The 14,389-nt window shown below is 75.1% G+C and carries 15 protein-coding genes; 11 read left to right on the forward strand and 4 right to left on the reverse strand.

Going from position 1 to position 14,389, the window contains the following annotated elements; genetic code table 11:
• Positions 1-152: 152 nt before the first annotated feature.
• Both ACFV04_RS13545 and ACFV04_RS13550 read right to left on the reverse strand, forming a co-directional pair.
• Complete coding sequence (locus tag ACFV04_RS13545) at positions 153-1,568, reverse strand: alpha/beta hydrolase (protein WP_380528983.1); 1,416 nt, start codon at positions 1,566-1,568, stop codon at positions 153-155.
• 269 nt (positions 1,569-1,837) lie between these two features.
• A complete protein-coding gene (locus ACFV04_RS13550) occupies positions 1,838-2,647 on the reverse strand; it encodes an alpha/beta fold hydrolase (protein ID WP_380338554.1) in 810 nt (269 codons plus the stop codon).
• Positions 2,648-2,968: 321 nt separating this feature from the next.
• On the opposite strand from ACFV04_RS13550, the gene ACFV04_RS13555 reads away from it, so the two are divergent.
• Entirely contained in the window at positions 2,969-3,496 is a 528-nt protein-coding gene (locus tag ACFV04_RS13555) for a GNAT family N-acetyltransferase (RefSeq protein ID WP_380338551.1), read from the forward strand.
• A 154-nt stretch (positions 3,497-3,650) separates the two neighbouring features.
• On the opposite strand, the gene ACFV04_RS13560 is transcribed toward ACFV04_RS13555, so the two are convergent.
• A complete protein-coding gene (locus tag ACFV04_RS13560; protein WP_380528985.1) occupies positions 3,651-5,234 on the reverse strand; it encodes a PQQ-binding-like beta-propeller repeat protein in 1,584 nt (527 codons plus the stop codon).
• A gap of 403 nt (positions 5,235-5,637) precedes the next feature.
• Between ACFV04_RS13560 and ACFV04_RS13565 the strand changes: the two genes are divergently transcribed.
• From ACFV04_RS13565 to ACFV04_RS13575, 3 genes are all read left to right on the forward strand, one after another.
• Positions 5,638-6,648, forward strand: coding sequence for an aminoglycoside phosphotransferase family protein (locus tag ACFV04_RS13565; protein ID WP_380528987.1), 1,011 nt, complete (start codon positions 5,638-5,640; stop codon positions 6,646-6,648).
• Positions 6,649-7,091: 443 nt separating this feature from the next.
• Entirely contained in the window at positions 7,092-7,238 is a 147-nt protein-coding gene (locus ACFV04_RS13570; protein ID WP_380528988.1) for a hypothetical protein, read from the forward strand.
• A 32-nt stretch (positions 7,239-7,270) separates the two neighbouring features.
• Positions 7,271-7,960, forward strand: coding sequence for an alpha/beta hydrolase (locus ACFV04_RS13575; RefSeq protein WP_380338542.1), 690 nt, complete (start codon positions 7,271-7,273; stop codon positions 7,958-7,960).
• 617 nt (positions 7,961-8,577) lie between these two features.
• Here the strand turns inward: ACFV04_RS13575 and ACFV04_RS13580 are convergent.
• Positions 8,578-9,492 carry a LysR family transcriptional regulator gene (locus ACFV04_RS13580; RefSeq protein WP_380528990.1) on the reverse strand — a complete coding sequence of 305 codons (915 nt, stop codon included), beginning with the start codon at positions 9,490-9,492 and terminating at the stop codon, positions 8,578-8,580.
• A gap of 131 nt (positions 9,493-9,623) precedes the next feature.
• On the opposite strand from ACFV04_RS13580, the gene ACFV04_RS13585 reads away from it, so the two are divergent.
• From ACFV04_RS13585 to ACFV04_RS13615, 7 genes are all read left to right on the forward strand, one after another.
• Positions 9,624-10,349, forward strand: coding sequence for an SDR family oxidoreductase (locus tag ACFV04_RS13585; protein WP_380338536.1), 726 nt, complete (start codon positions 9,624-9,626; stop codon positions 10,347-10,349).
• On the forward strand, positions 10,342-10,977 hold the full coding sequence (locus ACFV04_RS13590) for an ester cyclase (RefSeq protein WP_380528992.1): 636 nt from the start codon (positions 10,342-10,344) through the stop codon (positions 10,975-10,977). The genes ACFV04_RS13585 and ACFV04_RS13590 overlap by 8 nt, the downstream gene beginning before the upstream one ends.
• A gap of 88 nt (positions 10,978-11,065) precedes the next feature.
• Complete coding sequence (locus ACFV04_RS13595; protein ID WP_360261890.1) at positions 11,066-11,422, forward strand: DUF6204 family protein; 357 nt, start codon at positions 11,066-11,068, stop codon at positions 11,420-11,422.
• 79 nt (positions 11,423-11,501) lie between these two features.
• The gene (locus ACFV04_RS13600; RefSeq protein ID WP_380528995.1) at positions 11,502-12,050 is read left to right on the forward strand and encodes a MarR family transcriptional regulator; all 549 of its coding nucleotides are present in this window, start codon (positions 11,502-11,504) and stop codon (positions 12,048-12,050) included.
• 163 nt (positions 12,051-12,213) lie between these two features.
• Positions 12,214-12,900: a class I SAM-dependent methyltransferase gene (locus ACFV04_RS13605; protein ID WP_380528997.1), complete on the forward strand. Its 687-nt coding sequence runs from the start codon at positions 12,214-12,216 to the stop codon at positions 12,898-12,900.
• Positions 12,897-13,280, forward strand: a complete 384-nt coding sequence (locus tag ACFV04_RS13610; protein WP_380528998.1) for a sulfurtransferase TusA family protein — start codon at positions 12,897-12,899, stop codon at positions 13,278-13,280. The genes ACFV04_RS13605 and ACFV04_RS13610 overlap by 4 nt, the downstream gene beginning before the upstream one ends.
• Before the next feature lie 147 nt (positions 13,281-13,427).
• Positions 13,428-14,069: a ChbG/HpnK family deacetylase gene (locus ACFV04_RS13615; RefSeq protein ID WP_380528999.1), complete on the forward strand. Its 642-nt coding sequence runs from the start codon at positions 13,428-13,430 to the stop codon at positions 14,067-14,069.
• The last annotated feature ends 320 nt before the right edge of the window (positions 14,070-14,389 follow it).

The following is a 14,389-nucleotide window of genomic DNA, read 5'->3' on the forward strand; positions in this document are numbered from 1 at the left end:
CCTGCCCGACCCGGGCGGGGGGGGGGGCGACCGCGGGGCGGGGGCCGCCCGCGGCGCGGAGCGGGGGGCGGGCCGTCCCGTCCCCTGTGCGGAACGGACCGCCGCCGACTCCCCGAACTCCCGTGCTGCTTCGGCTGCTTCGGTTACTTCGGTTACTTCAGCAGGAAGTCGTACACGGCCTGCCGTCCGGCCGGGTTCGCCGCCCGGGTCTGCACCGAGTGCGCCGCCCCGGGCACGATCACGATCTGCGGGTCGTGCGCCGACTCGGCCTGCTGGTACAGCCATTCGTTGGGCGTGGACAGGTCCCGGTCGCCGCCGAGCAGCAGCACCGGCACGTTCGGCAGCTTGCGGTGCGCCGGCGGTGTCGGCGGGACCTGCTCGCGCGGCCAGTCCAGGCAGACCAGCAGGCTGCCGAGGCCGGTCGCGGTCGCCGGGTCGTACGGCCAGGTCTGTTCGGCGGTCAGCCGCTGCCGGGTGCGCTCCAGCGCCGTCGCGCGTCCCGCGACCGGGGTGTCGGTGGTGCCCCACGGGAAGTGCGAGTCGGCGCACACCGTGGCGGCGTGCAGTCCCTGGCTGAGCAGGTTCGCGGGGGCGGCGTCGCCCTGGTGGACGGTGTCGATGAAGGCCTGGAGTTTGGCTGGCTGCCCGGCGGCGGCCTCGTGCAGGGCCTGCGCGACACCGCCGTAGTTCGGGTCGGTGAACTCGTAGCTGGTGAGGGCGTCCAGGATCTGCGCCCCGTTGCCGTACTGCCGGACGGTGGCGGCGAGGTCGGCGGCCGGGTCGGTGGTGCAGCCGGTGGCCTGGCAGGCGGCGCGCAGGACGCGGGCGCTGGCGGGCAGTGCGGCCAGGTCCAAGGGGTCGTAACCCTGTTGCGGCACCACCGAGTCGAGCACCAGCCTGGCCACGTGCGCCGGGTGGGCGAGGGCGTAGCGTTCGGCGACGAAGGTGCCGTAGGAGACGCCGTCCAGGGTGAGGCGCCGGTCGCCGAGGGCGCGGCGCAGCAGGTCGATGTCGGCGACGGTGTCCGCGGTGCCGTAGTGGCGGGCGTTCGGGCCGAGGGTGGCGGCGCAGTCGGCGATGGACTGCTTGCGGGGCGCGGAGAGGTCGGAGGAGCCCATGTCCTCCTGGAGGCCCGGGCATTGGAGCGCGCCGCCTCCGGTGCCGCGCTGGTCGTACATGACCAGGCGGTAGTCCTTCAGGACGGGCTCCATCTTGCCCGCGATCCGCTTCATCAGCGGGACACCGGGCTGGCCGGGGCCGCCGGTGAGGAACAGCAGGTCGCCCTTGGGGGCCTTGGTGTTGCCGGTGACGGCCACCGCGAGGTCGAGGGTGCCGGGGGTGGCGCCGCTGTGGTCGAGCGGGACGGTGAGGGTCCCGCAGGTGAACTCGGGTGCGTCCGGGCAGGGCGCCTGCCCGGTGATCCCGCCGCCGGGTCCGGCCTGGTCGGCCGCGGCAACGACATCGGCGGCGGGGCCGCCGGAGGCGACGGCGGGGGTGGCCAGGGTGGTTCCGGCGACCACCGCGACGGCACCCAGCAGGGCGGCGAAACGGCCGCGCGTGCTCGTCATGTTCGTCCTTCCGCTCGCACCGCGTCCGTACTGACGCGGTCACGGAAGTAGCCTGCGCCCCGGGAGACTTCGATGGCGAGCACGGGCACCGGGATTCGTCCAGGGTCGAATCCTGGTCCCCCGGAAGGCGGACGAAACCGCCCCGATCGGTCGTGGCCGGAACGGCCAGGGCGCGGACCGCCTCGTACGGGCAGCGGCTCGACCCGGGCCCGCGGCGGACCGCCTCGTACGGGCAGCGGCTCGCTTCCCGCGCGCCGCGGCGCGGTCCGTCACGCCAGCACGCGCGGAAGGACCACCCGCACCCAGTCCTCCGGCCGCGACAGGTGCGGGGCGTGGCCGCCGCCCGGGTACAGGTGCCGCTCCGCCTTCGGCAGCGCGAGGTCGATGAGGTCGAGCACCTCGCCGAACATCGGCGCGCTGTCGTCGCTCTGCGTGAGCAGCGCCGGGTCGGTGAAGCGAGCCAGTCCGGTGAGGTCGAGGTCGAGCGCGTCCGGGTCGCGCAGTTCGTCCAGGTAGGTGGGCGCGTTGCGGATGTAGGTGTGCCGGATGGGCGCGGGCAACTGCTCCCACGCGCCCGGTCCGTAGGCGAGGCTGTCCACGTACAGTTCGGCGGCCGCGGCCGACTCGGCCTGCTCCAGCAACTCCCGGACGGCGGCGATCCGGTCGGCGAAGGCCGTGCCGATCGGGCGCAGGTCGGGGTCGGCGAGCAGGATGCCGGTGCCGGGCGGCTCGTGCACGGCGATCCCCCGGAGCAGGTCGGGAATGGCGGAGGCGAGCCGGAGGGTGACCAGCGCGCCGTAGGAGTCGCCGTAGACGAAGGCCGGGGCGAGGCCGAGCTCCCGGATCAGCCCGGCCAGGTCGGCCGCGTCCTCGTACACCGAACCCTGGGTGAGCGGGTCCTCGCTGCGGCTGTGCCCCCGGCGGTCGTAGACGACGGTGGTGGCGGACTCCGCCAGGCCCGGAACCACCCGCGCCCAGGAGTCCCCGTCGCTCCACGAGCCGTGCACCAGGACGACGCCGGGTCCCTCGCCGCGGACCTCGTAGTGCAGCGCCACCCCGTTCACCCTGATCTCGGCCATCACGAGCCTCCCGATCTCTGCGGTGCTCCCCCACCAGCCTGACACAACCGCCTGGAAGGCTCAGATCCGCCGGTCCGGGCGGCTGCGGTACCCCGCCACCGGGCCTCCGGGAGGTGCGCGGGGGCCGTGATGCGGGCCGTCATGCAGGCCGTCATGCAGGCCGTCAAGACGGCAGAACCCAGGACCGGGCCGAGGACCGGGACGGGACCGGGACGGGACCGGGGCCGAACCCGGGGTCCGGCCGAGGACCGGGGCGGGATCGGGCCGAAGATCATCCTCACGCGTGATCCCGCCGCCCGGCGACCGTGCCAGGCTCGACGCATGCACTACGCCGTACGCCGGATCGCCGCCGAGGAATGGCGGGAACTCCGCGAGATCACCCTGGAGGCGCTCCGGGACTCCCCCGACGCCTTCAGCCTGTCCTACGCCGACGCGGCCGCCCGCCCCGACGGCTACTGGCAGCAGCACGCCGCCGCCGAGGCCACCTCCGGGGACTGCGCCACCTTCACGGTCCGTGACGACCACGGCGCCGTGGTCGGGATCGCCGGCGTCGAACCCATCCCGCACGTCCCCGACACCGCGCACGTCCACGCCGTCTACGTCGCCCCGGCGCACCGCGGTGCCGCCGGCCCCGCCGCCGACCTGGTGAACGCAACCATCCGCCACGCGCGCGACCACATCGACGTGCGGTGGCTGACCCTCGGCGTCAACGAGAGCAACGGGCGCGCGCTGGCCTTCTACCGGCGGCTCGGCTTCGAGGACACCGGCAAGGTGATCCCCTACGTCCGGAACCCGGCCGAGAAGGTCTTCATCCTGGGCTATCCGGGCTTCCGCGACGCCCCCCGGTAGGACGGGCCGCAGCCGCACTCCCGGCCGCTGCGCGTGCGGGTGCGGGTGCGGGTCCGGGTACGGGTCCGGGTGCGCGTGCGGGTGCGGGTCCGGGTGCGCGGGCTCGTGCGGGCGCGGGTGCGGCCCGTGCGGGTGGCGACGGAACGTCCGACGCTCAGCCCATCCCGCGCACCGGCGGCTCGTCCCGGGTGCCGTCCTCCGCCACCACCGTGAACCGCCCGGGCCCCGACGCCGACAGGTCGACCGGGTACAGCGACGCCGTCCCGTTCACGTCCATCTCCGCGCTCCGCCGTCCCGTCGCGGTGTCGACCCGGGTGATCCTGGTGCGGGTCATCGCCCACACTGCCGTCCCGTCCACCACCAGGCCGGTGACCTGGTCGTCCAGCCCCGCCGTCCAGCGCTGCCCGCCGTCCACGAGCGAGTAGGCCACCAGCCGCCCGGTCGCGCTGCGACTCGGGTGCTTGCCGCCGCTGATGCTGACGTCCCCGGGCTTCTCCCCCGGCACGATGAACAGGTCCCCCACGACCACCCCGCCGAACAGCGGCCGGGCATCGAACTCGTCGAAGGCGTGCAGCCCGCCCAGCATGACGTCCAGGTCGTACTCCTCCCCGGAGACCGGGATCGACGCCCGCGGCCGCCCGGCCCGGTCGTAGCTGAGCACGGCGTGCGTCCCGCGCTCGCCCTGGGCGTCCACCCACACCGCGAGCGGGTCGACCGACACCACCGCGAGGTTCTTCAGCCCGCCCTCCACCGGCAGCGCGATCCGCGACCGTTCCTGCCCGTCCGCGGCCACCAGCGACCGCAGGACCGGCGGCGCCTCGCCGCACTGCGCCACCGCCACCACATCCGCCGCCCCGCCCGCGACCTGCAGCGGGGAGCAGCCGGCGTCGACCGCGGTGCGCCACACGGCCCCGCCGTCGGTCAGCCGCACCGCCCGCCAGCCGCCCTTCTCCTGCAGGACGGCCTGCTGTCCGGCGACGACGACCACGTCCGGTGCGGCCGCGTCCCCGTCCCGGGCGGGCGCGTCGACGGCGGCGGTCCAGCCCTCACGGCCGTCGACGAGGTCGAGCGCGGTCACCGCCGCGCAGGGCTTGTCGTGCGGCGAGTGGCCGATCAGCCCGACGCCGCCGGTCGCGGCACCGTCCTGCCCGGCCCCGGGTTGTCCCGCCCCGGGTTGTCCCGCCCCGGGCTGTCCCGCCCCGCCCGGCCCGGTCCCGCCCTGCCCGATCCCCCGGCTCATCGCGCACACCGAGTCGTTCCCCGGCGGCGACCAGCGCCAGACGACGGCGCCGGTGCCACTGCGGTACGCCACCACCAGATCCGGCCGGACCCGCACGACCAGGCCTCCCGCCGTCCAACTGCCCAGCGCGCGGGTCGTGGACGGGCGGTCCAGTGGCGCCTTCCAGGAGTCGTTGAGGCCGTCACCGGCGAAGAGGACGAATATTCCGAACCCCAGCAGTGCCCCCAGGGCTGCCGACGGAAGCCCGCGCCGGGGGTGGATCAGTGCCCAGACGAAGCCCGCACCGCACGGCATCAGCCCGAGGATGCTGATGATGCCCATATAGGCGAGGCTGTCGCCGCCGAACCCGTTCCCGGGCCCGAACAGCACCGCCAGCCCCATGGTCGCGAACATGGCTCCCAGCACACCGCCGGAGACCACCATCCAGGTCTCCTTGTTCCAGGCGGACCTGACACCCCACCCCGCCCGGACCACGCTGTCCTCGGGCCCAACGGCCATGCCGGTCTCTCCCCTGCGACGCGCCGCCCACCGCGACAGAACGACGATCACCGGATCGTCGCAGAGCCCCACCATGATCCGAAACAAAGAGCAGGGAAAACCCCGGCCATCACCTGCACATGAGAGGCGCGGAATCAGGCGTTCGTCACGAATCCTCCTGCGGTCCCGGCGCCGGACCAGCACGGGCCAATCGTGGCCCTTCACTTCCATCCGCTTCCGTCCACATCCGCCACTCCCCCCATCCCCACCACCCCGGCCCCGCCGACCACCCCAGCCTCTCCGGCCACCGCGGCCCCGCCGTCGCCCCGAACCCCGTCCCGCCGACCGGGTCCGCGCCGGGTCCACGGCTTACCGCTCCCCCTCCGGCTAAACTGTCGCGCTCCACCGCCGAGGGGAGTCACCGATGAGCGACCCCGCCCAGCCCGACCGCGGCAACACCGGCGACAGCAGGGACACCGGCAACACCGGGGACAGCAGGGACAGCGGGGACACTGCGCCGGAGCAGCCCGCAGCCCCCACCCGAACCACCCTCGACGCCCCGACCGTCCGCGCCCTGCTCCAGGAACAGCACCCGGACCTCGCCGCACTCCCGCTGCACCCGGTCACCGGCGGCTGGGACAACCAACTCTGGCGGCTCGGCGACGAGTTCGCCGTCCGGGTGCCGTGCACCGGGCGCGCGTCGGAACTGCTGCGCAAGGAACTGCACTGGCTCCCCCGACTCGCCCCCGACCTCCCGCTCCCGGTCCCCCGGCCGTTGCGGGCGGGCACGCCGTCCGAGCGCTTCCCCCGCCCGTGGGCCGTCACCACCTGGATCCCGGGCGAGCCGAGCGACCGCGCCGCCATCACCCGCCCCGCGCACGCCGCCGACACCCTGGCCCGCTTCCTCCTGGCCCTGCACCGCCCCGCCCCGGCCGACGCCCCGCCCGGCACCGGCCGCGGCACGCCCCTCGCCGAGGAACAAGACCTGTTCGACCACCGGATCCGGATCCTCGGACCCGCCGGCCTCGCCGCCGACTCCCCATCGGTCCGGTCACTGTGGAAGGACGCGAGCTCCGCGCCCGAGTACCGGGGCCCGCGGCTCTGGCTGCACGGCGACCTGCACCCCGCCAACGTCGTGGTCACCGACGGCACCCTCTCCGGCGTGCTCGACTTCGGGGACCTCTCCACCGGCGACCCGGCCGCCGACCTCGCCGCCGCCTGGGTCCTCCTGCCCGTCGGCTCGGCAACGCGGCTCTTCGACGCCTACGGCCCCGTCGACCGGGCGACGGTCCGCCGGGCCCGCGGCCGGGCGCTGCTCTGCGCCCTCTCGCTGATCTCCGTCGGCCTGGCCTGGGAGCGCGGCCTGCCCGGCGGTCAGCCGACCTGGGGTCCGGCGGGCAGGGCGGCACTGGAGCGCGTCCTGGCGTCCGCCTGACGGGCACCCGACCGCCGGCCGGCCCCACCGCCGACCCGCCGCGGACCCGCCGACCCGCTCACCGGCCCGCCGCCCGCCGCCCGCCGCCCGCCGCCCGCCGCCCGCCGGGGATCACACCAACAGCCTTGGTCGACAGCCCAGTTGAGGACGGGGAAGGCTCGACCCGCGACGCGGATCCGCCGCACCCCGGCCCCTTGATCACCCGACCGGGTGAGCCTCGCCACCCGGCAGTACGCGCCCGCAGGGGCGGCTCGTTCTGTTGTACGTGACTCCCCTGCTCCTCACACCTGCGCCATCACCCGTGCACGGCGTCGCACCGAGGCTCCCGTGGCCGTGGCCGTGATCGGCCGGGCGACGGCGGCGGTGATCTCCCTGGCGATCCTGCTCGTCCCGACGGCGGTCACACCGGGCGGCGAACGGTCGCCCGAGATCGGAGCCGGCCGGTGGGCGGGGACGTGGTGGAGGTCGTGGACACCTGGACCTCACCGCTCGGCACCCGCCGGGCCCAGGTCATGGTGACGCCCACCCGGGTCACCGGCTGGGTGCCGTGGTCCCTGCTCGCGCACCGCGACCCGTCACCGGAACCGTAGAATCCGACCGTCCACACCAGGGAGGATCACGCGTGTTCCGAGCGCACCGTCCGCGCACACCAGAGCTGACCCCGCGACAGGGGGACGAGCCGGTCAACGGCGTCGCCCTGCTGCTGCCCGGCGGGTTCCTCCGCAGCCGCCGGGGGCCGTTGAAGGTCGCCGAGCTGGGCCTGCGGGAGCTGGCCGGCGAGCTCACCGAACGCGGCCGGCCGCACGGCCTCGCCGTGCACCTGCTGCGCTACCGCTACAGCGGCTGGAACGGCGACGACGCCGACACCGCCGTCGACACCCACTGGGCGCTCGACGAACTCGCCCGGCGGTACGACGGCGCACCGGTGGTCCTGATCGGCAACTCGCTCGGCGGACGCGCCGCCTTCTGGTGCGCCGGTCACCCCTCCGTCGCCGGCGTCGCCGGAATCGCCCCCTGGCTGCCCAGCGGCGACCCGGTCGACCAGTTGGCCGGACGCCGGGTGCTGATCGTCCACGGCACCGGCGACCGCAGCGCGGCCAACGCCACCCAGTCGCTGGAGTACGCGCTGCGCGCCCGGCCGGTCGTCCCGGACCTCGCCCGCTACGAGATCCCGGGCGCCAACCACTACCTGATTCGCGAGACCCGCGCCGTCAGCGCCCTCACCACCGCCTTCACCCTCGCCACGCTCGCGGCCGAACCCGCCGCACTCGCCACCGGCGCTGTCTGCACCCGCCTCCCGGTACGGGTGTAGCGCGCTCGGAGACCCCTCCCCGGTCGGGGCACCGCCCGGTGCACCGACCGGGCTCCGCGACCCGTACCCGGACGGGGCGCACGGCGGCACGCGGCCCCTGCGGGGCGCACGGCGGACGGACTCGGTCGTTCGCCGGGTCCCGGGGGTGTGGGCCCCGGGAACGGGCCCCTCGCGAAGGGTGTTCCCGGGCACGGGTTCTCCGGACACGAGTTCTCCGGACACGGGTTCTCCGGACACGGATTCCCTCGGCTCAGGGGTGCCCATCGGCAGGGCAGCCCGGTGACGTTCCCCCTGATTCCTGCCGATCGGCACATGCACGATCGAGGCCCGGGCGACCACTCTTGGAGTCACCGAACGGCGGCCGTCCGAGCCGCCGGAGAAGGGAGTCTCCACCGTGGTCCGCATCCGCGCCGCCCACAGGCAATCGGCCCGGCGTCACATCCGTGCGGCCCGCCGGGGGTCGCGCCACCCCGCCGCCATCGCGCTCATCCGCCCGTCACCTCACCGTCCACCCCAGCCCCGCGCCTCACGGCCCCGCGCCTCACGGCCGCACGGCCCTCCGGCAGCGTCACACCCACGCCGCCCGCCGCCCGCCTTCCCCGTCACCCGCACCCCCGTCAGTCGCACACCGGCCCGGCCGCAGGCAGGCCGGGGTTGACGCGGGCCTGCTCGGCGAGCAGGTCGGCGAAGGCCACGGTGAGTGGGTCGGGGCGGGTGCGGGTGTAGGCGGTGAGGGTCCGGCGGATCGGCGGGTCCGGGCGGAGCACGACGCCGTCGAAGTGCGCCGGGACGATGTTGGCGGGCACCAGGGCCGGGCCGAGGCCGGCCGCGGCCAGCAGCGGTGCGGCGGAGGTCTGTTCGGCGCGGACGGCCGCCCGGGGGTGGAAGCCGGCCCGGGCCGCGACACGGTCGAGCAGGTCGGCGAGGCCGTTGTCGGGGGCGTAGTGGACCCAGGCGCGGTCGGCGAGTCCGGCCAGCGCGACCGTACCGGTGGGGCTGTCGGCCAGCGGGTCGTCGGCGGGCAGGACGACGGCGAACTCCTCGACGCCGAGTTCGCGGATCGGACCGTCCCAGTCGGCCGGCCCGGGTCCGATGGCGACGTCGGCGTGGCCGGCGGCCATCGCGGCCTGGAGGCGGTCGGCGTGCGGGTACTCGCGCAGCCGGATCCGGACACCGGGGTGCCGTCGGCGCCAGACGCGCAGGACGGGCGGCAGGATGCCGAGGCTGACGGAGTAGATGGCCGCGACCTCCAGCTCGCCCTCCTCCAGTCCGGCCGTACGCCGGGCCACCGTGTGCAGGCGGTCGGCCTCGGCGAGCGCGGCACGGGCGTGCGGCAGGACCGCCCGGCCCATCGGGGTGAGCCGCACGGAGCGCGGCAGGCGTTCGAGCAGCGGTCCGCCGACGGCCTTCTCCAGGGCCCGCATCTGGTGGGAGAGCGCGGGCTGGGTGACGTGCAGTTGCTCGGCCGCACGGGTGAAGGAGCCGGTGTCGACCACCGTGACCAGGTACTGGAACTGCCGAAGCGTTGCCATGAACGGATTTTATCGCTGCCGTAGAAAACAAGCCTTGGACTCATCACACCAGCTCAGGAGAGGGTCGTGGTGTGGCCGCAACAGTACGCGACAGGCGGCCGATCCCCCCTCTGCCACCAAGGAGCACCCTCATGTCCGATGACAGTTCTCTCAAGGGCCGACGCCTCGTCGTGGTCGGCGCGGGTTCGCACACCGGGCGGGCACTCGCCAAGGCCGCTTCGGCCGCCGGTGCCGAGCTCGTGCTGGCCGGTCCGGACCCGCGCAAGCTGGAGTGGACGGCCGGTGAGCTGTCCGGGCCGTCCGAGGTGCTCGCGGTCGACCTGGCGGACGAGCGGTCGATCGCCGAACTCGCGGCCCGGGTCGGCCGGTTCGACCACCTGGTGTCCACCGCCGCGATGCCGGCCAACGGCCCGCTGCGGGACCTCGACGCAGCCGATGTACAGCGGGCGTTCTCGGCGAAGGTGATCGGGCCGATGCTGCTGGCCAAGCACCTGGCCGACCGGGTCTCCGGGAGCGGCTCGTTCACGTTCTTCTCCGGTGTGGCCGCCTGGCGTCCGGCGCCCGGCCGCACGGTGATGGCCACGACCAACGGCGCGCTCGCCTTCCTGGTGCAGGCGCTGGCGGTGGAGATCGCGCCGGTCCGGGTCAACGCGGTGTCCCCCGGCATCGTCGACACCGGTTCCTGGGACGGCCTCGGTGCCGACAAGGAGGCGTTCCTGCGGGGCGTCGCCGAGCGCAATCCGGCCCGTCGCGTGGGCAGCACCGAGGACCTGGTCAGGGCCGTGCGCTACGCGATCGACAACCCGTACGTCACCGGCACCGTGCTGCACGTCGACGGGGGCGGTCGCCTTGTCTGAGACCCGACCCCGGGGAGCGGTCCGTCCCCGCGCCCTGACCCGCACCGCCGCCGTCGCCGCCGCGCTGGCCGCACTGGCGGGCGGCACCGCCGCGGCCGCGCCCGTCCACGACGCCGGGCGCCACCCCGTCCCGCACGCCTGGCCGGAGCGCCTGGTCGACCGCTCACCCGGTCTGGTCCAGCCGAAGGCGCTCACGGTGGACCGTTCGATCGGCGCCCGGCGCGCGGCACAGGAGGTCCACCTGGCCCAGCAGTTGTACACGTTCTGGAACACCGGACAGCAGCAGTACCTGGACGCGGCGATCAGTCCGCGGTTCCGGGACAACACCCTGCCTCCGGGCCGTCCGCAGGGCCCGGCGGGCCCGGCGCTCGCCTCGCGCACCTTCCGCACCGCCGTTCCGGACCTGACCTGCGAGCTGTCCGACGTCCTGGTCACCGGTGACGAGATCACCGCGAGGCTGGTCTTCCGCGGCCACTTCACCGGAACCTTCGACGGTGTCCACGGCCGCGGCCAGGCCGTCGAGTTCAACGCCATCGACATCCTGCACGTCGGCACCGACCGGATCGTCGAGGACTGGCACATCGAGGACAACACCGCCCTGCTCGCCCAACTGGGCGTCCACGGCTGAGGTCCGTCGCCAAGCCGAGGGGCCGCCGACCGCCGACGCCCGGAAATCACGTTGGCGGTCGGCGACCCCTCCTGCCTATCGTCGGGGGATGACCACCCGAACCTTCCGCATCATGGTGCGTGGCGTCTTCGACGGCCTCACCGACGGGCAGCGCGCCGAGCTCCTCGCCGCCGCGCCCGAGCACGACGTCCTGCACGCGGCCTTCACCCGCGAAGGCCACCTCAGCTACGACCTCTCCGCGCGGGCCGCCTTCACCTTCCGCTTCCTCGACGGCGGCGAGGCCGAGGAGGACATCCTGGAGGCCACCGAGCGGGCCGAGCAGGCAGCGCGCGACTGGCTGGCCGAGCGCGGCTACGGCCACAAGAACCTCCGCTCCCAGGCCGAGGACCTCTCCCAGGCACCCCTCGGCAAACGACAGCGCCGCGCCGCCGGCACCGCCCACTGACCGACCGGCCCCCTCCCCCTCCCCCACCTCCTTGACGACTCTTCGCCGAGCTATGCTTGAGTGGTCAAGGAGGTGGCAAATGACAGAGCCGACAGCACGACCGGCATCAGCGCCGGCGACCGCACCGACCACCGAGCCGTCAGCGGAGCCGACGACGGCGCCATCAGGTCCGGTCCCGGGCGCCGACCCGCTGGAGACCGCCCTACGACTGGTCCGCGCCCAGGCAGCCGTGGTCAAGCGGTTCGACGCGAGCCTCAGCAGCCTGCACGGCGTCAGCCTCTCCGACTTCACCGTGCTGCTGCACCTCGCCCAGGCCCCCGGCGCCCGGATGCGCCGGGTCGACCTCGCCGACGCCCTCGGCCTCACCGCCTCCGGCGTGACCCGCGGCCTCGCGCCGCTGGAGCGGATCGGCCTGGTCACCCGCGAGACCGCGGCCCGCGACGCACGGGTCGCGTACGCCGCTCTCACCCCGACCGGCCGCGAGCGGCTCGCCGAGATGCTGCACACCGCCCGCCAGGTCGCCGCCGACCACTTCGCGGCCGAACGGTGGAGCCCCCAGGACCTCGGCCACCTGTCGGCCCTGCTCACCCGGGCCGGCGGCACCGCCCCCGGCACGCGGCTCGGCTGACCGGCTCGGGTGACCGGCTCGGGTGACCGGCTTGACTGAGCGGCACACCACCCGGCCCGCCTCCGAGCGCCCGGAACGGCCCCCGACACCCCACCGGACACCCCGCGCCCTACGCTGAACCAGCACCGCCCGCACCGCCCGCACCGCCGCGAAGGGCACCGCCATGACCCACACCCCCGGCACCCCGCCCGGCCGGGAGCCCGCCCTCGCCGACACCCAGCGCGCGCACTGGCAGCGGACCCACGCCGACAACCCCGGGATGTACGGCGAGCATCCCTCCGCCCCCGCCCGGTACGCCGCCGAGGCCTTCGCCACCGCCGGCGCCCGCGAGGTGCTGGAGCTCGGCGCCGGGCACGGCCGCGACGCGCTCCACTTCGCCCGCGCGGGCTTCCCCGTGCCGGCCACCGACTTCAGCCCGACCGGCCTGCAGCAACTGCGCACCGCCGCCGCGGACCAGGGCCTGGCCGACCGGCTCGCCGTCACCGCCCACGACGCCCGCGACCCGCTGCCCCTCCCCGACGCCTCCGTCGACGCGGTCTTCGCGCACATGCTGCTCTGCATGGCGCTCTCGACCCGGGAGATCGAGGCACTCGTCGCCGAGGTCCGCCGCGTCCTGCGCCCCGACGGCGCCTTCGTCCACACCGTCCGGCACACCGGCGACGCCCACTGCGGCGCCGGCACCGGCCACGGCGACGACGTCTGGGAACACGGCGGCTTCGCCGTCCACTTCTTCTCCCGCGAGCTGGTGGACGCGCTCGCCGCAGGCCGGCACCTCACCGACGTCCACCCCTTCGACGAGGGCGAGCTGCCCCGCCGCCTCTGGCGCATCACCCAGGAGACCCCGCGATGACCGCCCCCGACCGCACCGCCCCCACGACCGACCCGACCGACCCGAACGCCCCGAACGACCCCGCCGACCCGAACACGCCGGTCGCCACCACCCCCGACCTCACCGTCGACGGCACCGGCCTGCTCTGCGTCCAGCTCCTGCTCCGCCTGCGCGCCCGGATCGCGCACCTCCCGGCCGGCGCGGTGGTCCACATCCACACCACCGACCCCGCCGCCCCGCTCGACCTGCCCGCCTGGTGCCACCTCACCGGCCACGAGTACCTCGGCCGGATCCCGTACGAGGCCACCGACCACGAGGTGTACGGGCTACGTCTCACCTCCGCCCCGGTCGTCACCCGCCCCGACCGCCCCTGGCACCCGGCTCCCGCCCCCACCGACTGACCCGTCCCTCGCCCCATCGACCGGCATCCGACCGGAGGCCCCGGACGCGAACCCCCGGCCGCGAACCCCCCGACGCGCAACCCCCAGCCGCGAGCCCCGCACGAAGACCCCGCACGCCCGCCCGGACCCCCGTCGCAGACTTCCCTCGTGCCCGCGCCCACCCACCGGTCCCCGCCTCGGGACCCACCCGATGCCCGCCTCCTCCCGCTCACCTGCGACGACCTCGGTCCGGACGAGTCCGTCAACCTCGCCGTGATCGACGCCGTCCGGACCGGCATCGCCGCCGTCCGGACCGGCATCGACGCCTCCGGCAGCCTGATGACCCCGTGCGCCGCCGCCCCGCACGCGCTCCGCCTGCTGCGGCAGCACCCGGAGGTGCCGTTCGGCGTCCAGCTCACGCCGGTCTGCGAGGCACCGCATCTGCGCTGGGGCCCGCTGTCCGCCTGCGACCAGGTGCCGTCCCTGCTCACCGACGACGGCGGGTTCTTCGCCCCCACGCCCGCCGGACGGGCCGAACTGCCCGCCCGCGCCCGGCTCGACCACGTCGAGCGCGAGTTCCGCGCCCGCATCGACGCGGCGGCGGCCGGCCTCTCCCCGACCCACCTCGACTTCCACTGCCTCACCGGCGGCGGCCGTGAGACATCCTCACCCTCGCCCTCGCCCTCGCCCTCAGCGGCGAGTACGGCCTGGCGGTACGGGTCCGGCAGCCGCCCCCGCCGGGCCGACTGCGCGAGCAAGGACTTCCCGTCGTGGACCACGCCTTCCTCGACGGCTTCACCGTCCCGCTGAACGACAAGCCCGCCCACTACGCCCGCCTGCTCGCCGCCCTGCGCCCGGGTCTGACCGAATGGGCGCTGCACCCCACCCTGGCCGGCCCGAACCCCGCCGCCCCGAACGACGGTTGGCGGGTCCGTCGCACCGACGACGACTTCCTGGTCTCCCCCGGTGCCCGCCGCCTCGTCGCCTCGTCGCCGAGCACGGCATCACGGTCCTCGACCACCGCCCGCTGCGGGACGCCTGGCAACGGGCCCGAGAACGGCTCACACCCGACTTCCCTCCGCCCCCCGGTGTGCCGCGATGATGGACCACGAACAGCCGAGGACCACAGG

Origin of the sequence: Kitasatospora sp. NPDC059599 (assembly GCF_042735125.1) — a bacterium.
GTDB lineage: Bacteria > Actinomycetota > Actinomycetes > Streptomycetales > Streptomycetaceae > Kitasatospora.

Coding starts and splice junctions, on each gene's coding strand:
- ACFV04_RS13560 (WP_380528985.1), bottom strand. CDS start 5,234: ATGGCCGTTGGGCCCGAGGACAGCGTGGTCCGGGCGGGGTGGGGTGTC.
- ACFV04_RS13580 (WP_380528990.1), bottom strand. CDS start 9,492: ATGGCAACGCTTCGGCAGTTCCAGTACCTGGTCACGGTGGTCGACACC.
- ACFV04_RS13585 (WP_380338536.1), top strand. CDS start 9,624: ATGTCCGATGACAGTTCTCTCAAGGGCCGACGCCTCGTCGTGGTCGGC.
- ACFV04_RS13550 (WP_380338554.1), bottom strand. CDS start 2,647: ATGGCCGAGATCAGGGTGAACGGGGTGGCGCTGCACTACGAGGTCCGC.
- ACFV04_RS13610 (WP_380528998.1), top strand. CDS start 12,897: ATGACCGCCCCCGACCGCACCGCCCCCACGACCGACCCGACCGACCCG.
- ACFV04_RS13545 (WP_380528983.1), bottom strand. CDS start 1,568: ATGACGAGCACGCGCGGCCGTTTCGCCGCCCTGCTGGGTGCCGTCGCG.
- ACFV04_RS13600 (WP_380528995.1), top strand. CDS start 11,502: ATGACAGAGCCGACAGCACGACCGGCATCAGCGCCGGCGACCGCACCG.
- ACFV04_RS13555 (WP_380338551.1), top strand. CDS start 2,969: ATGCACTACGCCGTACGCCGGATCGCCGCCGAGGAATGGCGGGAACTC.
- ACFV04_RS13565 (WP_380528987.1), top strand. CDS start 5,638: ATGAGCGACCCCGCCCAGCCCGACCGCGGCAACACCGGCGACAGCAGG.
- ACFV04_RS13595 (WP_360261890.1), top strand. CDS start 11,066: ATGACCACCCGAACCTTCCGCATCATGGTGCGTGGCGTCTTCGACGGC.
- ACFV04_RS13605 (WP_380528997.1), top strand. CDS start 12,214: ATGACCCACACCCCCGGCACCCCGCCCGGCCGGGAGCCCGCCCTCGCC.